This is a genomic window from Methanolinea sp. (assembly GCA_016699325.1).
Taxonomy (GTDB): domain Archaea; phylum Halobacteriota; class Methanomicrobia; order Methanomicrobiales; family Methanospirillaceae; genus UBA9949.
Window position 1 is genome coordinate 1 of sequence record CP064971.1, and the last position, 21491, is coordinate 21491.

The following is a 21491-nucleotide window of genomic DNA, read 5'->3' on the forward strand; positions in this document are numbered from 1 at the left end:
CGATAGAAACAGGATCATGACCTTCCTTTATCCATTCTTCGATATATCCTCGAGAATATTTTCAGGAATGCAAATCAACCCACCTCCATCTACCATATCTTCCTAGGAATATCACGGAGCCGTACGCACTCCCGTGCCCGGTCCAGATAGCCCATGGCCTCTTCATCCCTTACATCCGGGAAAGGAGATACCCATATTGTTAAGCGCAGTAAAATCCCCGGGATCGAGATCGAAGGTGCCGAACGAAAAGAAGAGAGCGCATCCTCATACCTGCCTGTAAAGCGGCAAGGGCAACTCCCCAGTTTGAATAAACCACGCTGAAACCAGAATAATCCTGGGGTGGGTGTCATACGATACCAGTACATCCTGGAAGCGTTCCATATCAGCAAGACAAACTCCCCGGTTGTACCAGGCTTTTGGATGATAGGAAGATAGAGAAAGGGCCATATCGTAGGGCGAGGGGCTTTTTCAAAGGTCACCCTGCTGGTAAGCTAATTCCCCTGATAAACCAGGCCTCGCCATGCCTTGAGGGTCCAGGAGCTACTGCATGGTCAAGGCATGGGAGTGCATCGGTGTACCTGGCCATGTACGTGAGGGTGAGGCCGCGGACAAACCCAGGCATTACTATTCGCCGGCTCCAGGCTGATAGCACGTTCACAGCACTCCAGCGCACAACCGAAAAACCAATCCTGTCCAGGGTGAGCTTCCGGAACCAGGAGATCAGGATGAATTCCACTTTTCAGTTCATCCATCGAAGGCAACAAGGCTTCATGGAACCTCCCGATACAGGCAAGCCCGGTTTCCCAGGATATCTCCCCCTGCCCGGACGACCGATCCTGGTCGTGGAACTTTCTGTCTGGTTCCATGCTGGTATCCTATCCACAATTCGACGGAAGGCGATAAAAAAGCAGCAGTGCCCGGACAGGAAAAGATGGGGCACACCAGGACCGGTATACTTCGGATTCCGGAAAGGACCGTATACCTCTGGAATCATTTTCGTTTCTTGCCCTGCTTTCAGGGTTCGAGGGGAACCTCCTTGGTCTCTTTGCAGGAAATGGCCGGGATCGTGTCCCTGATTATCACCACTACCCCAAACAGGACGAGTTCTTCCTGTGTAAGGCGCAATAAGCGTGGTAAGAAAGATCGGCGGCTATGAAACTCAGGTCTGGGAACTATCTTGGCAGCAGACCTGCGCACAAATCTGGTTTGTAATCTATCGAAGAGCGTCTCCACGAAGCTCCGTAAAAGGATATCATAAACGGCGTATTGCAGACCTCCATAGGCGATGAGCAATGATCCTGCGATTGCAAAAAACAAGCGGATCTCGAATTTGCATCGCTGGGGGCTACAAGTTCCATCGAGGTATCAGGCAACCTGTATGGGTTTTGTTGGCTCTTTTTCATATTCTTTTCCTGCCTTCATCCATGCTGCCGCTCCGGGAAGCCTTCGATGTCCAAGGGTGCTGTACCGGTACCCAGCTCTCCTCCAGTCCTTCTGCGATTTCTTTCCGGAACCATGACACGATTGGAAATTCCAGGGGAGGACTTCTATCCAGGCCAGGTCTCCATGGGACCGGAGCCGGACCTGGGAGAACCCGAAGGAGTGGAGGTTCCTCTCCGTCTCGATGGCGAGCAGCGTGCTGTCGGTCGGCTCTTCACCATATATTACCCTTGATGCGAGGCACGCCGATGAAGAGGTGATTCCAGAAGAAAGCCAGTGACCGGGCGATTTCACGGATATCGTTCTTGGAAATACCGCATTCAACATACGGGTGGAGTGTCCCTTCTTCTTCACAGGCCCGGAGGCCTGGACGGAATTCCTGGGGATCGCTGGTATTTACGTCGACCACCGCAGCAGTATCTGCACCCAGCGCTTCTCGCAGAATCGGCTGGATCGTTTCTTCGCACCACAGTAACAACGGTCTTTCAGGTTCTGCCTGAACCCCGGGTCGTCGAGGATAGGGAAGGGAATGATGTGCAGGGGATGCCGAGGGCTGATGCCCGCTCGTGCTTCCTGAACTGCCGCCTGGAAAGGGGGGTGAATCCAGAAAGATGACGTTGGCTCACTCCACCAAGTTCATCGCTTGCTATCACTGCAAGCAGCACACTGTCGCACATATGGTATGGGAGCGATGACCCGTTTCTGTTTTGAGGGTAGTCCCGCAACGCCCTCTTTTTCTGATATCGATGACATCGCATTGACCATCCGGGCTTCGCCGGGCAGTTCGTGGAAGTTCAGGAAATACATTATGGTTAAGTGTCTCACTTAATAGTGTGCGGTATCCGGCGGAGGTCTCTCAACCGGGGAACCATGCTGGAACGAGAAGGAGGCAAAGCGGTATTCCGACAGATAGCATCCATTGGCGAAGAAGGGCAGGAAAGGCTGAAATCGGCGCACGTTGTCCTTGCCGGGGCAGGCGGTCTTGGCTGCCCTGCCGCCATAATACCTCTGCGCCGCAGGTGTCGGCCCGCCTGACCATTATTGATCCCGACCGGGTGGGCTGACGAACCTGAACCGGCAGATCCTCCACTGGGAAAAGGATATCGGACGGCACAAGTAATCTCGGTGCGTGAAACTTGAGGCGATGAATCGGGGGTGACTATCGAGGATCTCTGCGAGACTGTCACCATGCAGAATGCGCCAGAACTGACAGGGCAGGCCTCGCTCATCATCAATGCGCTCGATAACTTTCCCGCACGCTATCCCTGAACCAGGCAGCCCTTCAAAGCGGCATTCCTGCCGTCCATGCCCAGGGCCGTGTGGCTTTGACGGGCGTCACCACCGCACAATACCGGGCGGCACGGCATGCCCTTGCAATGCATCTTCCCTGATCCGCCCGGCGGATCCGATATTCGGTCATCGGCGACAGCCGGAACAATCGGGCTCCTGCAGGCGCATAAGGCGATAAAATTAATTACCGGGATGGGCACGGTGCTCGAAAACCGCCTGCTGATCTGGGATGGGAGGGACTCCTCGGTCACTATCATGCACCTTGACCGGGACCGGAATGCATGCTTATGCGGGAATAATTCTTATTATGCGAAGGACTGGTGAGACGCAGTAAAAGTCGTGGTACGAGCATTCGCACGCTTCCGCGAAAGTCATCGGTGATGTGAATACACTCGATATCCCGGAAGGATCGGAATCCAGGATCTCCTTATAGGCTCGCAGCACGATCGGGCGAGAGCAGGGATCTCCTGTTTGATGAGGAGAGATGATTCAGGATAACATCATCGTCATGCTCAACGGGAGACGGTTGGCCCGGACCGCATTTGCACTCACCGTTCTATCCGAAGAGGATGAAGTGGCAATCTACCCTCCTGTTGCGGGGGCTGAAAGGGAGAGGAGCATGATTACGATAACCGAAGAGGAGTTTAATTCCGGAGTTTTGATCGATAAGGCCAGGACCGCCAGGTCGGTGGCATCGTGACCTTTACCGGAATTGTGCGGGACGACGGCATAACGGCAATCGATCTTGAGGCATACCGCGAAGCAGCCCCTCCAGGAATTGGGCACTATCAGGGATGAAGCCCTGTCACGGTATGATATCAGGTCGGTGGACATCATCCACCGGATAGGTACTCTCGCGGTAGGGGATCACATAGTGCTGATTGTCGTTGGGTCACCTCATAGGAAAGACGCCTTCCGGGCATGTGAGTACATTATCGACCGGATCAAGGAAACGGTACCAATCTGGAAGAAGGAATATACCGCAGATGGCTCCCGGTGGGTTCCCGGCGAACATTCCTGAAACAATACCCGGATACATCATTGCCAGGTTATACCACCGCAGGCACGGTCTGCCTGTCGCGCACCGGTCTTTGTCAGGCATGAGGCGGTCTTCTCTGGTCCGATGTTCTATGTCGCGGCATGCGGGATCACGTTATAGGTTATTCCGCAGGGGCGGGAATCCCAGGCTGCACCGGAAGAGGGATGGATCATCCGCTTGAAGGTATCGGAGGAGTGCCAGCGCCGGCCAGCCGGGACAGCCTTCATCTCCCGCCTTCGTTTCAAGCCTTCAACCGCACCCCTGCAAAGTGGGTTCTGCTGACCGTCGCCCCGGTAACAAACCTGGGCGTGCACTCCGCCGCACGATGGGGTTTACGAAAGACCACGTTGGTGACCGGTAATTTCGGCACGGAAAAAGACCGCATCATACAGTCCGTCGTTCCCGGTGGATGAGATTGTAATCTCCATGACTCAGTGAACAGAACTGTTATTTTGGGAGAGGATGTCCCTTTGGAAACGTTTTTATATCAGTGTCCCATCCGTTTGTGAGATGGATATCTGCATACGGTTCGAACGATCGAGGATCGGCACAGCGGGTCAGGATGCTCAAAGCAGCGACCGGTCAGCGGTGCGAATGTTGTGGCCGCATGGTCGGAGCCCATGTCCTCGAACTGCACTGTATCCCCGGCATGGCTGATCATCTTCGGGATCGGGATGCAACTTCACACATCCTCGTCCTGTGTCCAGGGTGCCATGCATCGCACGCATACCCATAATGTGCCTGGAACGGGAACAACGCCTTCTGGTCGATGCCCGCCCGGCGGGAGACTGAAGAGAGGATACGAAAAGTGTTCCTCCAGAGACCTACACCCCTCCCCCATCCCCTGATCCTGAAGAGCTTTTTTGCATCCGTGTTTGCATCAGGTGGAATGGATATCTTCCTCAATGGACATAACAAAAAAAATTCCCTCTGGTTCAGGGAATCTTTTGAACACCGGAGAGCAACGAAGATCGCTTCCAGAATGAGAAGAGCCACATCCGGTTTGGGTGCGGATTTAAAGATCTGCCGTGACATGGAGCGGCTTGGCTGATCCGATGGAAATTAACGATGAACAATCGTTGCAACCCTGCAGCCTGAGGAGCAGGGTATGCCTCCGGCTTCAACTGTTAAGAACGAATTCGCCCATTTATTTATACTTCTCCCACACAACCTGGGATAGAGACAGGCGAAACGGTGTCGCACGGTCTCCATGGAAAACAGAGCGTGATGAGAGGTGCTCGAATACATCAATAAATTTGAACGGGGTGTCTATTACGTCCTGATGGTCCTTCTTGCCGGGTCATCTTCTTTGGCGTCCTTGAACTCCTCATTATCTTTTTTTGCACTTTTCTCCGATCTCTCGTATCGTCTCGGGAACCACGAGATTCTCCAGATCTTCGGGTATTTCCTTCTCATCCTCATCAGGATCGAACCCCGAGACGATAAGGCATATCTCCTCAAGAATGAGATCCAGGTCGAGATAATTGTCCTCGTAGCTATCATTGCAGTGGCCAGAAAGATCATCCTCCTCGATCCGTTCATTGAGGGATTAGAAGAGCTCAATGCCAATGTCATGATCGCCCTGGGGGTGGTAATCATCGCCCTGTCGGCCTCGTACTACCTGATCCGGAGGACATCCCCCAGGTAGCACCCGGTGATCGCGAAGAGGGATATAAGGACATTCCGCGATAAGACCCAGGTCACGATTGAACCCTTCGATGCGATTTTATCTCCCCGGGAGAAGGCAAATTGGTATACCAGAGCGCTGATCAACGGGCTTTGCTCGCTATCGAGCAAATAACCTGCCAGGGCCCTCAGGCAACAGGACGATTCTGAAGATGACCAGGAAATGATGTAGAGTGGTGTTATACCATGGACACGAATGGGAAGAATCGTGATGGCCCGCTACCTATCAGGGCCGGACAACGAGGGTTGCCACCGGGCTGGCTGAACACGTGCGTGCTGACGCTCCCGGAGAGCATGCGTGAGATGTGGCCTTTGCCTACCGGGCCGATCACGATCAGGTCGGCGCCGAGTGTCATCTGCTGCCGCGAGGATGGATTCGCCAGGGTGCCCGCGTTTCAGGTGCATGACCGCCTGCATACACCCATCCTGGCAAGTTCTCTCTCAAACCTGCGAGCACGATCCCTGACTCTTCTTCAACTTCGCGGATGACCAGTTCACGGGCGATCTCCTCTTCGGACCACCCGGTTTCGATGATGTAAATACAGTGGAGTTCCGCATGGTAATGCCTTGCCAGGTCGGCCGCCGCAGTAAGTACGTTTCTGGTTATGGGTGACCCATCAACAGCGACGAGAATTTTCCGGAACACAGGACATCACCTGATGGTACCATGGGGACCACATAATGATATCCCTAATCCTCGTGGGTCCCGTTCAGCCTGTTGAGGGCCTGCCGTGCAGCGTTCTGGGTTGCTTCGGCCTGCGAGCGCCCACTCCTTTCCGATAATCTCCGCGTCCACGGTGACAACATACGTGGCTGGGATGGTGGGGGTTCCTGATCGATCCTCGAGGAGGTAGGTGGGCGGGAGCGGTTTCTGCTTCTGGAAATGTTCCTGGAGCATCTTTTTATAGTTGCGGTCGGTCCGATATTCCCGTATACTACCAGACATCAGCTCCACGATGATGGCTTTCGTCCGGGCCATTCCAAGGTCAAGGTAGAGTGCGGCTACGAAGGCCTCGAACGCACCGGCAATGATGCGGGGGGTCTTTTCCTGGTTACTTCCCACCAGGACAAGGTCTTCAAATCCGATAGCAAGAGCGCTGACAGCACGTGCAAGGTTGCGGTTCTCGGTCCATTCCATCCAGTGCGGTCAGTTCACCTTCAGGTTCCGGGTAGGTCAACAGGAACTCCCAACGACCAGGTTTAGAACCCTGTCCCCGAGAAATTCCAGACGCTCGTTGTCACTGGAACCTGGTTTGCCGCACTCCCGGATAAACGAGCGATGAACCAGCGCCTCATGATACCTTCCAAGAGCCCTGTCATCAACCCTCCTTCGTCGTATTGGTGGGCTTGAGAGAAAATCACGCAGCAGCCGAATCCGATCACCATCGATTTCCATGGAAGTGTTCATTTAAGGTACAGCCCGGTCCTGCATTAACCATTCTTTGTCCTGGTACTTTCATAACCCACGTGTCCCGTTCGATCCAGGCTCGGGCAGAAAAACGTCATACCCGCCACTGCCTGTTTCCGGCCGCGAAATACTGACCGTCCCTCCGGCTGGCTACCCAGGGAGACCATGTCGTCCAGGGCAAGGATCACTTCACCCATATCCGGGTACATCTTGAAACGCTCCCCGAGGAACCGGGCCAGGCCTTCCGGAGAAACAGGCTGATCGCCCAGTACTTTTTCCAGAAATCCAATCATATCCTCGTGGAGTGCCCAGGGGTAGATGATCCATTTCCATTCGGCAATTCGTTCAGCATAGTAATCAGGCTGGAAGGCCGAACAGGTCTTGTGCTGGAGGACACCGGTGCGAAGTTCTCCCGGCCTGTGCCGTGCAAGGTACTCCGTGGCCGTAATCAGGGTCTCTCCTGTATCGGTGACATCATCGATGACAAGGATCGTTTTCCCCTCCACATCTACAGAAAGGTGGAACCGCACCACCGCCCGGTCGAATTCCCGGGCTGCAACCCCCCAGTGCTCGATCTTTATGCTGGTCAGGTCTGATATGAGAAGGCGATCACAGACAACCCGCGCAGGGACGTAACCCCCCCGTCCGATGGCGATAACGAGATCGGGAGCGAGTCCGGAGGCCCTGATAATATCTGCCAGGCTCCTTGATAGCGATATTGCACTGTCCCAGGAGACCATATCGATGGGAAAGGAGTCAGCATCCATATATGCCTAGGGACGCTCTACCAGGGATTATAAGATTTTCCCATGGCAGGAAAGGCTTTTCCAGGCACCGGCAGAGAGGAGAATTGCGGGGCAGGCTCACCTGTTATCATAGAGCCGGGACCGGATATCCCTGCCGGAACCCGGACCAGGCAATTCGGTCTACCAGGCAGTTCCATGGTGGCGTTTCCCGGCTCAGGGTCTCTAGATGGTAAGTCGGGTCGGATCGGTATCCCATGGAACAGAACCACGCTCGCACTCGACATCGATGACCCGGGCCATCCATTTCAGGAACGCTGCCCCGACGGCACCTGTACTGACAACGCTTTGGAGGGCGAGATCAAGGGTTCGCATGTTGAACTCGGCGTGGTGGGGGTAAATGTATTTCGAAACGGTAAACCCGATTACTCTTCCGTGTTCAACGATACGTGAAAACCCGGTAAGCAGCGAAGAGAATGCACGGGTCAGTTCCATAGATGAAATGGGCATCGTTCTTTTCATAAAGCTCGTTCAGGTGATTGATTGCGCGTCATCCTTGAGGGTAATCTGAAAGCAACAATGCAGAAATGGGTTCCTTCCGATGATCGATAGGATCGGGTATTTGCCGAACCGGATCCAGAATCCCAGTTCCCTTCCTTTTCCATCTCCTTAACAATTTCGACATCCATGCTCTGGAATGCTGTTTCAGGAGGATCTCGCTTCATCATCAGACCTGAGAAAAGCCGCATCATCCATGAGGGGTGCTTTCACATGAATGGTTATGAAGGGTTCGGGTAACAGAGCAAACCCCTGGGAAAGGATGTCAATCCCATGCCCTTACTGGACATTGGAGAGCCGTCCCCGGACCTCATCGAGGTTGCAGTGACGTGTCCAGATGAGCGCGGAGATGACCGAATCAGCAAAAATGAGAGCTGCGGTTTCAAAAAGTGTTCCGAGTGGTGCAAAGGAGGGGGATACCGATCTGTACTGTCCCATAATCTGGCGAACCTCGTACTTGCTTGTCTCCTCGCCGCGTGGCTCCTGCCTTCCGAGCATGACCATACAGTCAGCGATCCTGGCGATTCGTGAATCAGGGACGCTGTGATTAAGCAGCTTCCCCCCAGTTCCTTTGCCGTCTCGCAGATATCAAAGATCGAGTTGGTCTCACCGGAGCCAGAGAAAGCGACCAGTGTATCGCCTGCAGAAAATGCCGGAGTTATCGTTTCGCCGATGACATACGATTCAAACCCGATATGCATCAGGCGCATGGCAAACGCCCGTGAGACGAGACCGGAACGCCCCGCCCCTGCGACATACACTCTCCGGGCGGCAAGCATCTCATCGAGGAACCTCGCTGCCTGGTCCACATCGAGGGTACGCGCGGTCTCTTCCATCTTTCCGGCCATAAGGACCATCAGCTCAGAAAGCGAATAGCAGGGAGGCGCCTCCTGGTCCGGCACTATCTCTTCCTTGGACATCCCGTATATTATGTACGTTCTTTATGAAGAAATGCATGCCGGATGGAGATGATGGCCCATGGGGATTCAATCCCCAGCGCCCGGAGAAACTTACCGGTTCGCTTGCGGATCATATCAGTCCTGTCAGGTTTTCATTAATTATGCACAATCGCAGCCACGCGGATTTCGACCTGATGCCAGAAACAAAAGGATGAGACGGCTGCAATGCGAGCCGTTCAGCCGGTCAAGCGACCTCCGGTGTACCGGATGAAGTGGGTGCAGCCCCGGACCCGTCGAACCCCGAACCGCGCTTGGTTCCGATACCCGTCTCGCCATGACCATTCCTGGTACCAGGTTTTTTTCCCTGAATTGTCTCCTGGTCAGATCTCGGTTGAATACCCGGTGTAAAGTGCCGTAAAACGGTGGCCGAGCACCTTTTTGAGGGCAGTTTTGGCATCGTTTCCCGTGCAGTGACCGGTGATGACGCGGCCGCACCCGGCTGCCGCAGGCCCCTCGCCGGTGGAGCGGACCAGTTCCGGTGGTGTCGCCCGGTCGATGAGATGAAATCCGCCGACCACGGCCTGATCTGCCGGCCGGGATATCGTTCTTTTGCGGTATGCACGATATTCAGAATTCCGGAATAGCCGCACCCGGTTATTATGGTGATCCCGTCTCGTTCTTCAACAACCAAGAAAACCGTGGAGGAACTGGTCCGGCTCGAAACGTCCGTGTATCTATGCCAGCAGTGAACTGTTCCCAGGAGGCAGTGGTTCCGTTCTCTGTATATTGGCGATGAGCATCAGGCCGGGAGCGATCCAGGTATCGGTTCCGACCCGGATGAACCGATCTGCATGCGTTGAGAGAATTCCGGCATCAAGCCCGATATACCGGTACCGGCCAGGATCCCGGGCGTAGTAGGCTTCATTGCACCTTTCTTTCAGGTAGACTGGAGCCCTGGCATTATATTCCAGAAATGGGCCAAGACCCCCGCCGTGATCATAGTGGCCGTGGGAGAGAATTCCTGTCTTTATGCGAGCAAGATCCTGGCCAAGTGACTCGGCATTCCGGATGAACGTCCCGTCCTGTCCCATATCAAAAGGAGGAGCCTGCCCCGGGCTTCGATGAGAGCAGAGCCCGTGCTGTGGTAAGCCCGGGCTGTTTTCCCGGTGTATTCTCGATCAGGGTAGTAAGATACATGTCCCCGCTGGCTCCCTGATTCCTGTTCATTTGAACAATAAGGGGCATAAGGGTAACTAAAACGGCAAATCGCCGGATGTCAGGATTCCAGACTATCGGTTCACGGGCCAGGAGCCTGGAATCATTTCCTCCCTACCATCTTCGCACATGTTCCCATGCCCGATGAAGGGCGGGATCTTTTTCCGGGTTCCCGTATAAGGAGACATCCCGTCGCCCGTACCGGTCCCGATCTTCACCTACCGGGCAAACCTTGATGCAGATTCCGCAGGGTGATACGAAGTGGCGGTGCAGTTCCGCAGTCCACGAAGCACACGCATGTTTATCGGTAAGGGAAGAGGGATACCCCCCTGGTCCCAGGGCTGAAGAAGGGCACATCTCGACACATCGCATACAACGGGTGCAGAGGTCCTCTTCAAGGAGTGGATCGGGTGGGAGGCGTGCTGCAGAAAGGACGGTCCCGAACCGGACCCGTGGGCCGCTTTGAGGGGTGAGGATCATGTTGTTCACGCCAAAGTTCCCAAGTCCTGCAAGATAGGCAGCATGGCGGTGAGAGAAGAAGGCAACCGGATTTTCCAGGAGCACCTCGATCGATCCGTATCCGTCCGGGGATAAAAACAGAGGGATACCCCGGGCTGTCAGATACTCCGCCAGCCGGTAAGTATGCTGATCGAGGAGCGCGTTCACGGTGATGTAGAGTTCCCGGTAGTGGATCGAAGGCGAGGTTTCCAGTGCCGGGAGGGACACAGGAAGCCCGATAACAATCGCCGATTCCGCCTCGGGAAATATGGACCAGGGATAGAATTCCTTCGGCATCCATGGCTGGAACGGCGGATCTTCCCAGCGGTGTACGTCGGCAACTCCGACCAGGGGATCTCAGTCCCCGGCACCGTGACCTGATCGACTCTTTCAGTGCTTCATGCATTCCAGGTCAAAGGATATCTGGAGTTTCCAGGCAAAAAAGGTACTATCTGAATAAAGATGGCATTTCACTGGCCGGATTCAGTCTGGAGCGCCGGATGCTGCGTGCCATGTCCCATATCCGGGCCAGGCTTACTGAATGCCTTTCAGTCTCTCAACCATTTCCTGCGCGATGGTCCTCACATAGCCGTTCTTATCGTGACAGGCCTCTGAAAGTGGTCCGATTGCGCGTTTGTCGCCCATTTGTCCCAATGCCACCACACAGGCAAACCGCACATCATGATCCTGATCACCGAGCATCCTGACCAGGTGTTCATATGCCCGTGGGTCTCCGATTCCCCCGAGGGCATCAATGGCGGCCAGTCGGACTTTCTTGTCGCTATCCCAGAGATTGATAACCAGTACTCGACTGCGTGGGGCCAAGTTTCCGTAATTCGGATATCGATCTCCAACGATCTGTGCCGGACATATCTGCCGGCTCTTCCAGTTTCGCATTCATGAAAACCCCTCCTTTTATTTGGAAGAAAAATGGCAGTAATCTGCTGCTCCACTATTGGTCCTGAAAAATTCGTGTTTGAAGTATATCCATGAACATAAATACCTTTGCCCGCCAATCCGCTCGTATGAGGAAGGCCTGTTTCTGGAATGAGGACGGTGCAGCAATGGTATAAAGCGATTATCCGGCCCTGCCTGCAATCTTCATAATGCACTTCAAGATCAAACCCCTCGCCTTCCTTTTTCCTCGATATCAGCCTCCATTAAATGAAAACGTGGGAATTCCCTCATGGTCCGGATCCTGGAGTAACTCTGACCGGTACCTGGAGCGGGACATCTTTTTCGATCATGGTCATCGATCGCCTCGTGCATCCCGGGTTCTTCACCAACAATGCATGTATCCTTTGAACCATGTGCCGGGATGATGACCCCGGAAAGACCGAGAGACAAAAAGGAGAGGTTCTGATTATAGCACCCGGACTGTAAGATCATGCAGTTCGGTCTTCTCGATGAAAGTGAGATTCACGGGAGTGCCCCACATCTGGATGGTGGCTGCGTCTTTCCCGGCTCGAATTCAAACGCGATGCGGAGTCTGTCAACCTCATACTCCGGGACAAGATTGAGCGGCAGGTAGTGTTCTCCGTCATCACCGGTAATTCCAAAGAACCCACCTTCAAGGTCGATGAAGGCAATGGTACCTTCCGCGACCCATGGACGCCGGTATTCACCGTGAACGGCATGTTCGCCTCTCCCTGTTGCTTTTAATGAGAATGCATGGATCCCTCCGGAGCCTGCCATCATGCCAGGGGGTTGGGACGGGATATACTCATCACCGATAAGGGAAAGGCCGTTTGGAACCGTTAGAATCCAGGAATACCCGGTGGTCGGGTTCTCGGCCAGCCGGATACCGAATTCTCCTCCCAGTCCCTGGGGAAACGGTTTTTCGTTATCCCCTTCTGTGTAAATGGTATAATTGAGCGGAATCCCGGTTGGTGGAGGGCTCCCGCCCACCCGTAGATTCAGGGTGAAGCTGGTCTGGTTTCCGGTTGTGGATTCCCATTGCCTTGAATAAATACCGGAAATTGTCTGCATCCCAGGTTGGACTGCTCTCAGGACCCACAGGTAGGTTCCCCCTGCCCCGACCAGTCTGCTGCCCGGATCATCAGGCTGGTAGCTTCGTTTTCAATGACAAGGCCGGGCGTCACCGACAGCCGCCAGGTAAACCCGGTAGTTGGGTTTCCAGGTAGCCGGGCGTATCCTGGCATCAGGGGGGACGTCGTAGGTTTCACCATCGTTGGTCATGCCAAAAGTACACCTTACCTGAACAGGGAGTCGGCACAGGAGTTGGCGGCACTTTGTCCTCATCTCCCAAGCACCCGGAGAGCACGGCGGCTGCAATGAAAAGGGTTGCAAGGACCGCGAGGGGAATGATTTCTTTCTGCATCAGGTATCATCTCACGTTGTGTGATAACCGTCTTTTTATCCCGATTTACATAAATCTTCTATTAGCTGCGAAATTCTTTGAAGTTACAGGGCATTCCCGTTGCCGGGAATGAGAGGGTATCCCCGTTCACTCCTGCCACTTCTGGTAAGTATTATGTGCCTTCCATCTATGTAGGTGCATGGAACCCACCTGCAAAAAAAGCCAAAATTATTGATATTGTGTATTCTGTAAAAATCCCAAATAATACTCTGCTTAGTATATTCAGGAGGGCTGGGTCCCTTCAACTACTAAAAATTTAAAAAAACTGATTATCTGTTTTCAGGATTTTCTTGCAATTATTAAAAATTGTTTTCCAAAGATTTTCCATAAGAGCCTGCATTTAAGAAAAACTTTTAGAAGTATTAAAGGAGGCTGTCCCCCTCCCCTCGACATTGTATATGGTAAAAATTTTGGCACTACATCCAAAATTTCAAAACCAGAGAGCTTTAAGACTTCAGCCATTGAGTTATCGGAGATAGGAATGTAGTGATCCCAAAAATCCCAGTACTCTTTAGCCAGATATCTAATGTTTGGACCCATTAAGATTATTATTCCACCTGGTTTTAAGCATCTAAAGGCTTCATTTAGAGTTTTTTCTACTTGCTCTTTTTTGAATAAATGCTCCAAAAAATTACTAGAGAAAACAACATCGATAGAGCTATCCTCAACTGATACCCACTTTTCTGAACATTCTTGATTTAAAAAATTTATGTCATCTGCTAGGTATTTCCTGCCATCTGGATTTAGATCGATCGCATATTTTGTTTTGGCATCGATATTTGTAATAAACTCGCCATATCCAGAGCCAATATCCAAAACAGCTGCATCATCTGGAATGTGTTTTTGAAATATATTTTTACACAATATTTTCCATACGTTCTTTCTGTAATCCTCTAAGCCTCCAAACCTTATGCTGTACTCTTCTTGAAGTTTTTTACCCTTTTCCAAGCTACTCATCTGTTGCCCTTTTTGTTAATTTTCTTCCAAATCCTATAGATTCACTTATTCCCCCTGTCACACCTGCATGAACAGGCCCAAGGCCCGGCTCTGAACCTTTTTTATTGCGGGTGTTTATTTCCGTGGGGTCTTCCGGTAGACCATTCCCTGGAATATGGCGATTGGAACCCCTTTTTCATCGCTTATCCTTACCGTGTAGGTGGCAAGCTTCGGGTTGAGGTCGAACTCCTCTGCATCGGCATAGAGTGTACCGGAGGAAACCGATCTCATATAGGAGATATGGGCATTTATGGCAGCAGCAGGTATGCCATGGGAATTTGACGCAACAGCAAAGGCGGTATCGGCAAGAGTGAAGATGGCCCCGCCGTGCACAGTTCCATGGCTGTTCAGGTGCATGTCGCAAACCTCCATTTTTACCCGTGCCCTTCCCGAAGAAGACTCGAGGAGCGTGATTCCCGCTTGCCGGGCGAAGGCATCTCTTGCGAGAAATTGTTCCGGATCATCCATACGCCCATTGTACTCGTTGTTTGCAATGAAAGTATGGATCCTGTCCAGGTTGAGCTTGTTTCCGTTTCGCTTCAGAAATTCAGGATTTTCACGCATACCACCTTCATTCGGGCGTGTATAAAAAACGATGATGATGGACTGCCATGCATACCACCCGTGGGAAGGGGAACGATGATAATGAACAATGTGAAAAGAAAGACGCTTGACAGAGTCAGAGCGGAGAGTTATATAGCCCCTCGTTTCCAGTTCGCGCGTGATTTGGCCTGACAACAACGGATGCTGGACTTAGCCGCCCATCGATATGCGGGTGAGAGAGTCCGGACACGAGGCTCGATTTCCGACGGTAAAAGCATTCATGAATTTTAGTAACGCGTAATGTTTTAATCGGGTCCAGGGATCGGCAGAGATAATCCCTTGTTGGGATGATCTCACTGGTAGGAAAACAAAAAGGAGATCACCCCGGTTGGATATCGTGCACACAATTGAAGCTAAGGTATGCATTTGTGAAGACGGCCAGCCGATACCGATCGAGAGTATTTTAGCATCGGTGAAGAAACCCGGGATCGAATCCCTGCCAACTCGAACGCATACTCGAGGCAATTAATATAACGTCAAATTTCAACTCCGAAGTAATAGCAAGTTTCTCTACCATGACCTGATGAAGGGTGATTCGGTATCACGGTATCTGGATATCGCCTCCTGCGGGAACGTGATGATCTATTTCGATGGGCATCAAGATCCAATCTTCTCTGTGAATTTCATGTTGGTCTCCTAACCGGCGGCCATTACATCATGGGACTGTCCGGGCATCTGGGTAAAGAAGGAGAATAGTTCTTCAGGCCGTATCGTCACCAGCATAAAAATATACCCTCGATCTAACGAAAAGGGAGAATTGGTTTCAGGCCTGGTGACGCTCAAGAAGGGTCTGGGCTGGCAGCCGAATAGTAATATGGTAGCAGGACAACGGAAAGAGCTCTTCGGTTATCTTCAGTGAACAACGGTCCAGATTCCCTCCGAAAAGACGGTCATACCACGTCTCCTTCCTCCGGTAGTACGAAAGAATTGCCTCCCACCCCTCCTGGTATGGAATGGTCTCGATGAATCTGCGGCCAATTTCGACCGGGAGGTCATCCCGTCGTTTATCCACGATCAGGGAACAGGTGTCAATCTCGGACATACCAGCGGGAAATACCCTGAATTCAACAGATATGTCGGCCCGGTGTAGCCCATGTGAACAGAACTCGATAAATTCATAGAAAAACTCCAGAAATATCCTGTGTTTATCATTAAGTTCTCCAAGAATGGCTTTTATCGCCATGTCCCGGGCCTGTTCCGGAATCAGTGTCTCAACCTTCAGCCGGTGCATTAAAGCATCTTCTGATTTCAGGTGTTCGAGCATTCGTCTTAGAGCGTGGTACTGCTTCCAGAACTCCCTCTCGTAGGTGGCTGCAGGCAGGCTCAGATCATCGGGCATTTTCTCCCTCTGTTTCCGATTTCTGTTCATCCGATCCGGCAATATATCCTTTCAGAAAACGCTCCATCTCTTTCTTCTTCCGGGCCTGAGCTCTGATCTCACCAACAAGGAGGATGCAGTTGAACACGAGGACGATACCCACCATGGCGACGCTTACCACGAGCATGAACCCCTGAATCAAGAGAAATGTCGCCCAGAGAACAGCAACGAAGCAGATCAGGTAAAAAACAATCCATAATCTGGCATTCAGGATATCCATACATTCACTTCTGCATGAAGGAGAAATAAATAAGTACCTGTTTCTGCTGCAGGGGCTGTGCAGAGAAAAATGAAAAATGCTGTGCTGCAACATCCTCCACCGCCGGGCTGACCATTGGGGCTGTCAATTGGTAGAAGTGTACCGGTATGGGGGGATAATCACCGACTGCTTTATTCAGATCATGCAGCTGTCAGGGGGGGGTATTTCTGCGATTCTCCAGCGCATCTCCTAGCCGCTGAACAGGGCCGGGAAAAGAGATCGAGCGCCAGGCATCTGCCTGGATATTCGGGGAGTAATGAACGGAGATGATTGGGATCTTCTATTGTTTCTCAACGGCTTTGTCCCTTGAATACCGAATCGAGATACCATGGCTACGGGCAGCTGTCCTGCAAATGGCAGAGTTGTTTTGGGCCGGATAAAATCCATAACCATTAATAGGAAAAGCCTGCACCTCTGTGATGATCGCCATGGAGCGTACTGGACAAGGGGGCTATCTGGCTGCCGGATTCGGGGGGCAGGTACTGAAACTCACCGTTATCGGGATATTTTCAGTAATTGCGCTGGCAGTCACTCTCTTTGCCTTTTTTTCCGATGAAACCTTCTTCGGAATTGCGAATATCATCCTCCTCCCCCACCTGTACCTCATCCCGATTATCCTCTTCGCGTTCTGGTACCCGAAACGCGGCCTCCAGATCACCATCATCATCATCGTGACGCTCGTCGTTCTCACCTTCGTTTTCTATTACAGGGGGATGATCCAGGACCCGCTCTTCATGCTCCTCAATTCAGGCGTTGACCTGATGATTGTTTTCGCCCTTGCCCTGTATGCCAAGGACCGTGACCTCATCGAGGGAATCCTGAAAGATATCATGGGGCAGTACCGGGGCAGCCGGGGAAGGACGAAAGGTGACAGGCTGGGGCAGGCAGAAAAATGGGAAGGCCTGTTCTCCCTGGATGTTTCTGAGATAGTACAGGCACTCCGGACTGGCGATGAGGATGACCGGGAGGAAGCGGCCCGGGCACTTGGAGAGCTCCGGGACCCGGAAGCGGTCGAACCGCTCACCGCAGCACTTGGCGACCAGAGCAGGTATGTGCGTAGAGAGGCAGCAAAGGCGCTTGGCGCAATCGGCGAGGAACGGTGTATTCCCCCTCTGATAAAGGCTCTCCGGGACGAGGATCGGTCCGCACGCGAGGGTGCGGCTGAGGGCCTGGCAATGATGGGCACCATGGCCATAAACTCCCTCGCCCGGGCCCTCGATGATCCGGACTGGCATGTCCGGATGGGTGCTGTGGTAGCGCTCAGAATTATCGGCGACCGGACCGTCATGCCGGGGATTATCAGGGCGGCAGGAGACGAGAACCGCTTCGTACGCCGCGAAGCGATAAAAGGGCTGGGCAGGATTGGTGGTAATGAAGTCCTCCAACCGCTCGCCGACGCTCTCACCGATGAGGATACCGGCGTGCGGCTCCGGGCTGCCGGAGCTTTGGGCAGGACCGGTCGCGATGATGCAATCGCCCCGCTCATAGGTGCCCTGGGAGACCGGGACAGCGGCGTGCGGCTCCGGGCCATACAGGCTCTCGAGGAGATCGGTAGTCCCGCGGCACGGGCGGTCCTCGAACAGCACGGTGAGCAGGCCGGAAAGGATTGATCTCCTGGTACCCGGCCAGGATCTTTCGGAAATTCTCTTTATCCACGGATTTTAATGTTTTCCGGTGCTACTTTGAATAAAACTTGGGTGAATGCATCCTGCTTTCCGCAGATCTCGATTCATGCATAATAATTTTCACACCTTCCTCCAAGAATCGCAATTATTTTTCTTGCATTCTCGTTTAGATTAGTCAGTTGTACTTCTATCTCCCCGGAAATATCCGCTTTCACTTCAGTGACCCCAAGAAAATCAGTAAATATCCATTTCAATGTGGGTCTTTGGGTTGGCTTATTCACCTGATTAGGCACAAACTCATTTTGTTCCTTCAAACGTTTCCGAATCAGCCATTCCACCAAAGAGTAGATAAGGAGGGTAAGGACCATGACCATCGAAAGAGCCTCAATCCTTTCGGGTTTTTTCAAATAAACCTCGGAGACCCTGAAACTCTTGTCCTTGAGGAACCGGAATCCTCTCTCGACAGCTGCCTGGTTTTTGTAATATTCAAGCATTGTTTCAGGCTCCAAAGAGAGGTCATTTGAGGCCAGAATGAATCTCCCCAGTTTCTCCATTTCAGCAAGAATTACTTCGGTGTTCCGTTCGATTTCTGCCTGGACGGTGTAGGCGATACGTCGTTCCTCGTCATTCCTGGGTCTACCTCGTTTCATCTCGATCTTTCGCGAGGTTGGGACAATCTCAAACTTGGTATACCGGTACCAGGGATGGTTCTTCGACCAGTGAACTGCTGCTGCTTGTGCATCCATCTCACATGCAAATTCCAGTCCCAGGAGTTTCTTGAACGATTTTGTGGTCTGTACATCCAGTTTTTCGAGACGCTTCTCAAATGGCTTCTCCTTCCGGATCTGCATCTCCTTTGAATGCACGAGTACCCATTTTTGAGAAATACCGCCATATTCGGATCTGGTTTCATAGAACAAATACCGGGTATCCTTGCCCGGATTCAGCGGAACATCGGCGTGGAGCAGGGTCTTTACTTCGGTAATCGTGGAAGGTACATGGGTGATCCAGTGGAGATCCTGACGTAAGTTCTGGATATTTTCCGAGGTGTAGAGTGCGCTATCGGCGATGAAATAGGCGTCTTGAGGAACCTGTAGCTGCCCTGAACTGTTGTATTGACTCGATCAGGTTCCGTTTGTCCGAGGCGTTTCCGGAATAGGTCCTGGCAAAGAGCGGGATCCCGTGCTGGTTGGTAATGGTGCTGAGTACGAATTGCTTGAGGTCTGGACGGTTATCTTTGGTATGGCCGTAGGTGATCTGGATCGCTGGTGTCCCGTCAATATGCTCATAGTTGCCATGGACGCTCACACTGGTGGTGTCGGTATGGAGAGCTGGGTGCCAAACTGGACTTTCTGCATGACCTGAAGAACTATTTTGAGGAAGAGGTCGGTTGAATTTGCCTCGTAAATCTTATCCAGAGTCCTCCCAAGAACATCATCATTCAGGTCTTGGGGTGAAACTCCGGGTCCGAGCAATCGTTCTGTCGCTAGATTGTTGAAGAATTTCGGGAAGATATAGAGCCTCCTCTCGTTGAATCCGAGAGCATTCATAATCATGGCTTTGAGCACAACGGAATGCGCTAATTTATGCTGACCTTGTTTCGGGATTACTTCGTCTATGATCCGGCCTATCTCAAGATCATCATAGATTCCTGCAACAATCCCGTGGTGGGCTACGATGGCAGACGTAAATCTCATTCTGCTTTAGTAGTTATGCAGAAGTTAGCTAAAAATGTTTAGCTTCTTCGTGAGATCTGCGGAACGTCGGATGCATCTTGACCTGGATCCGGACATTATCCTGAAATACTATATGGGGCAGCAATCGGTTGGGGGGGGGTTCCGGTTGCTGAAGGATAAGAGTTTCCGGGTTATCGAAGTTTTCATGAAGAAAGAGGCCAGGATTGAGGCGTTATCCGTGGTAATGGTGCTCTGCTCATTCGTCTATGCAGTGTAGCCGAGTGGTATATCCGGTCCCAATTAAAAGGCAGGGAAAACGGTGAAAAACCAGCTGAAAAAACCAGTCCGGAACCCGACCATGAAATGGATCTTTACCCTGTTCATGGGGTCACCTGAAGTCCCAGTTGCCCCTGAACTCACAGATACAGCCGTTTATTTTGAATCCTGGCGAGGAGGTGGTTCAGATTCTTGATGTTATGGGACCAGCGTTCAGGAAATATTATCTTGTGAGGTCGACCCGCGAAATGCAGGCTAAAAGGTCTGTGATGTCTTTTTCAATTTCGCCGATATGCACCCGGACATCCTTGAGATCCCTGACCAGGCTCAGGTCAATCCGGTTCCTTTTCGCGGTCAAGTCACTCCGGAGAGAGGACAACAGATCATCATCGTCGGATGGTGTGGATATGAAGGAGAGCATGCTCTCATCCACACTGGAGCTGCTCGATCCCTTCATCGCAGGCGTTCCTGTCTGTTTCGGGGAATCCGCCTGGAGCACTACGCCGGGTGAAGAGGGCGTGCCCGATGGGAATGAAGCGGTACCTGGTTCTTCCTCCAGATCGACATCGTCCAGGTCAAATCCTTCAAGCTCGTCCAGTCCTTTTTCCAGGGAGTACTCCCCGGAATTCGCAACCGGGGCTGCGATTCCATCACGGTGCGCTTCGTGGATCTGGGCAACTTCATCCTCGTCCTCTAAATCAATAGTGATGGCCGGTTCATCGTCAGGGGATATATCCATACGTGCGATCTCATTTTCATCGGCAAAGATTTCCATCGAATTCAAATCGGTATCGAGGATACCTGTACCGGGTTCATCGCCCTGCTCTATCCGCGAGAAGATGAGATTCTCGTCAAGGGCTATGTCCTTTGCAAGAGGAGAGAACGGGCTTGGTTCCTGTTTCTGACGGACCGGAGAGACCACTTCAGAATTTACCGAGTCCATTGAGATCTGCGTACTTCTGTCATTTAAGTCCGGTTTTTTCGCGGACGTCTTTGCAGTCCCGGTGCCGGCTCTCGCGGAGCGGCGGCGTGATGCAAAGAGGAGACCCAATCCCTGCCGGAGGGTTCTGAAGCTCTCGAACCGTGACACCGGCGAGCCGGCAAATGCCTGCTTCACTGGGGCGGTTGCTCCTGGTTCGCCCTCGTTGATAAAAGGCTTTTTCACAGAGCCTGGAGGGGAACGGAATGGGAAGACCTGTCGTATCCTCCTCCTCATCGCCATGAATCTGCCTCCGGACACAGGGGTTGTTATCGAAAGACCTGATTCCTGTTTCCCGGTTTTCATCAAGCCGGTCCTACCTGTTGCCGATGGTTCTGCTGGATCATTGACGTCCGGTTTCTCGCGGTGTTTCCGGGGGACACTCTCCCGGGACACTCCCAGACGCCCGAGGACGAACAGAAGTGCTCCGAAAAGTACTATCCCGGCTGCGAGACTCAATTCGGGAATGTTGAGCAGGATCAAGGCTGCCTCAAGAACCAGGATTCCCAGGACGGCAACAAAACGGACGGTCACAGAATTCAT

At 52.4% G+C, this 21491-nt stretch carries 24 protein-coding genes and 5 pseudogenes; 8 read left to right on the forward strand and 21 right to left on the reverse strand.

The window, feature by feature from the left end:
* Window positions 1–475: 475 nt before the first annotated feature.
* The 3 genes from IPI71_00005 to IPI71_00015 all read right to left on the reverse strand — a co-directional run bounded on the left by IPI71_00005 (window position 476) and on the right by IPI71_00015 (window position 2117).
* Window positions 476–736: a hypothetical protein gene (locus tag IPI71_00005; GenBank protein ID QQR70968.1), complete on the reverse strand. Its 261-nt coding sequence runs from the start codon at window positions 734–736 to the stop codon at window positions 476–478.
* A gap of 629 nt (window positions 737–1365) precedes the next feature.
* Complete coding sequence (locus IPI71_00010) at window positions 1366–1734, reverse strand: hypothetical protein (GenBank protein QQR70969.1); 369 nt, start codon at window positions 1732–1734, stop codon at window positions 1366–1368.
* A 191-nt stretch (window positions 1735–1925) separates the two neighbouring features.
* Window positions 1926–2117 (reverse strand): hypothetical protein, encoded by a 192-nt coding sequence (locus tag IPI71_00015; protein ID QQR70970.1) that lies wholly within the window; start codon window positions 2115–2117, stop codon window positions 1926–1928.
* Between the two features lie 193 nt (window positions 2118–2310).
* On the opposite strand from IPI71_00015, the pseudogene IPI71_00020 reads away from it, so the two are divergent.
* From IPI71_00020 to IPI71_00040, 5 genes and pseudogenes are all read left to right on the forward strand, one after another.
* Window positions 2311–3054 (forward strand): annotated as a pseudogene (locus IPI71_00020) (HesA/MoeB/ThiF family protein).
* A 295-nt stretch (window positions 3055–3349) separates the two neighbouring features.
* Window positions 3350–3751 (forward strand): annotated as a pseudogene (locus tag IPI71_00025) (molybdenum cofactor biosynthesis protein MoaE).
* Window positions 3752–3933: 182 nt separating this feature from the next.
* Window positions 3934–4182, forward strand: coding sequence for a hypothetical protein (locus tag IPI71_00030; protein ID QQR70971.1), 249 nt, complete (start codon window positions 3934–3936; stop codon window positions 4180–4182).
* Between the two features lie 92 nt (window positions 4183–4274).
* The gene (locus tag IPI71_00035; protein ID QQR70972.1) at window positions 4275–4505 is read left to right on the forward strand and encodes a hypothetical protein; all 231 of its coding nucleotides are present in this window, start codon (window positions 4275–4277) and stop codon (window positions 4503–4505) included.
* A gap of 498 nt (window positions 4506–5003) precedes the next feature.
* Window positions 5004–5417, forward strand: a complete 414-nt coding sequence (locus IPI71_00040; protein QQR70973.1) for a phosphate-starvation-inducible PsiE family protein — start codon at window positions 5004–5006, stop codon at window positions 5415–5417.
* Window positions 5418–5634: 217 nt separating this feature from the next.
* On the opposite strand, the gene IPI71_00045 is transcribed toward IPI71_00040, so the two are convergent.
* From IPI71_00045 to IPI71_00110, 14 genes and pseudogenes are all read right to left on the reverse strand, one after another.
* Window positions 5635–5811 (reverse strand): universal stress protein, encoded by a 177-nt coding sequence (locus IPI71_00045; GenBank protein QQR70974.1) that lies wholly within the window; start codon window positions 5809–5811, stop codon window positions 5635–5637.
* Window positions 5808–6101, reverse strand: a complete 294-nt coding sequence (locus IPI71_00050) for a universal stress protein (GenBank protein QQR70975.1) — start codon at window positions 6099–6101, stop codon at window positions 5808–5810. Before IPI71_00050 ends, IPI71_00045 begins: the two co-directional genes overlap by 4 nt.
* A gap of 6 nt (window positions 6102–6107) precedes the next feature.
* Window positions 6108–6593, reverse strand: a complete 486-nt coding sequence (locus IPI71_00055) for a hypothetical protein (protein QQR70976.1) — start codon at window positions 6591–6593, stop codon at window positions 6108–6110.
* A 36-nt stretch (window positions 6594–6629) separates the two neighbouring features.
* Window positions 6630–6863 (reverse strand): hypothetical protein, encoded by a 234-nt coding sequence (locus IPI71_00060; protein QQR70977.1) that lies wholly within the window; start codon window positions 6861–6863, stop codon window positions 6630–6632.
* 23 nt (window positions 6864–6886) lie between these two features.
* Window positions 6887–7630 (reverse strand): phosphoribosyltransferase, encoded by a 744-nt coding sequence (locus tag IPI71_00065; protein QQR70978.1) that lies wholly within the window; start codon window positions 7628–7630, stop codon window positions 6887–6889.
* A gap of 201 nt (window positions 7631–7831) precedes the next feature.
* Window positions 7832–8101 carry a hypothetical protein gene (locus IPI71_00070; protein ID QQR70979.1) on the reverse strand — a complete coding sequence of 90 codons (270 nt, stop codon included), beginning with the start codon at window positions 8099–8101 and terminating at the stop codon, window positions 7832–7834.
* Window positions 8102–8443: 342 nt separating this feature from the next.
* Window positions 8444–9084: pseudogene (locus tag IPI71_00075) on the reverse strand (SIS domain-containing protein).
* Window positions 9085–9443: 359 nt separating this feature from the next.
* Window positions 9444–9641: a hypothetical protein gene (locus IPI71_00080; protein ID QQR70980.1), complete on the reverse strand. Its 198-nt coding sequence runs from the start codon at window positions 9639–9641 to the stop codon at window positions 9444–9446.
* Window positions 9642–9797: 156 nt separating this feature from the next.
* Window positions 9798–10154, reverse strand: coding sequence for an MBL fold metallo-hydrolase (locus IPI71_00085; protein ID QQR70981.1), 357 nt, complete (start codon window positions 10152–10154; stop codon window positions 9798–9800).
* A gap of 238 nt (window positions 10155–10392) precedes the next feature.
* Window positions 10393–11073, reverse strand: a complete 681-nt coding sequence (locus IPI71_00090) for an epoxyqueuosine reductase (GenBank protein ID QQR70982.1) — start codon at window positions 11071–11073, stop codon at window positions 10393–10395.
* Between the two features lie 237 nt (window positions 11074–11310).
* Complete coding sequence (locus IPI71_00095) at window positions 11311–11601, reverse strand: HEAT repeat domain-containing protein (GenBank protein QQR70983.1); 291 nt, start codon at window positions 11599–11601, stop codon at window positions 11311–11313.
* Between the two features lie 594 nt (window positions 11602–12195).
* Window positions 12196–12765, reverse strand: coding sequence for a protease inhibitor I42 family protein (locus IPI71_00100; GenBank protein QQR70984.1), 570 nt, complete (start codon window positions 12763–12765; stop codon window positions 12196–12198).
* A gap of 670 nt (window positions 12766–13435) precedes the next feature.
* Window positions 13436–14113: a class I SAM-dependent methyltransferase gene (locus IPI71_00105; protein QQR70985.1), complete on the reverse strand. Its 678-nt coding sequence runs from the start codon at window positions 14111–14113 to the stop codon at window positions 13436–13438.
* A gap of 114 nt (window positions 14114–14227) precedes the next feature.
* Window positions 14228–14620, reverse strand: a complete 393-nt coding sequence (locus IPI71_00110; protein ID QQR71882.1) for a hotdog fold thioesterase — start codon at window positions 14618–14620, stop codon at window positions 14228–14230.
* Window positions 14621–15230: 610 nt separating this feature from the next.
* On the opposite strand from IPI71_00110, the pseudogene IPI71_00115 reads away from it, so the two are divergent.
* Window positions 15231–15395, forward strand: a pseudogene (locus IPI71_00115) (hypothetical protein).
* A 123-nt stretch (window positions 15396–15518) separates the two neighbouring features.
* On the opposite strand, the gene IPI71_00120 reads toward IPI71_00115, so the two are convergent.
* Window positions 15519–16094: a hypothetical protein gene (locus IPI71_00120; protein QQR70986.1), complete on the reverse strand. Its 576-nt coding sequence runs from the start codon at window positions 16092–16094 to the stop codon at window positions 15519–15521.
* Window positions 16084–16353: a hypothetical protein gene (locus IPI71_00125; GenBank protein ID QQR70987.1), complete on the reverse strand. Its 270-nt coding sequence runs from the start codon at window positions 16351–16353 to the stop codon at window positions 16084–16086. The genes IPI71_00120 and IPI71_00125 overlap by 11 nt, the downstream gene beginning before the upstream one ends.
* Window positions 16354–16811: 458 nt before the next feature.
* Between IPI71_00125 and IPI71_00130 the strand changes: the two genes are divergently transcribed.
* On the forward strand, window positions 16812–18002 hold the full coding sequence (locus IPI71_00130) for a HEAT repeat domain-containing protein (GenBank protein QQR70988.1): 1191 nt from the start codon (window positions 16812–16814) through the stop codon (window positions 18000–18002).
* A gap of 119 nt (window positions 18003–18121) precedes the next feature.
* Here IPI71_00130 and IPI71_00135 read toward each other — a convergent pair.
* A pseudogene (locus tag IPI71_00135) lies at window positions 18122–19714 on the reverse strand (IS1634 family transposase).
* Between the two features lie 70 nt (window positions 19715–19784).
* On the opposite strand from IPI71_00135, the gene IPI71_00140 reads away from it, so the two are divergent.
* Window positions 19785–19970 carry a hypothetical protein gene (locus tag IPI71_00140; GenBank protein QQR70989.1) on the forward strand — a complete coding sequence of 62 codons (186 nt, stop codon included), beginning with the start codon at window positions 19785–19787 and terminating at the stop codon, window positions 19968–19970.
* A gap of 222 nt (window positions 19971–20192) precedes the next feature.
* On the opposite strand, the gene IPI71_00145 is transcribed toward IPI71_00140, so the two are convergent.
* Window positions 20193–21491, reverse strand: coding sequence for a hypothetical protein (locus IPI71_00145; protein ID QQR70990.1), 1299 nt, complete (start codon window positions 21489–21491; stop codon window positions 20193–20195).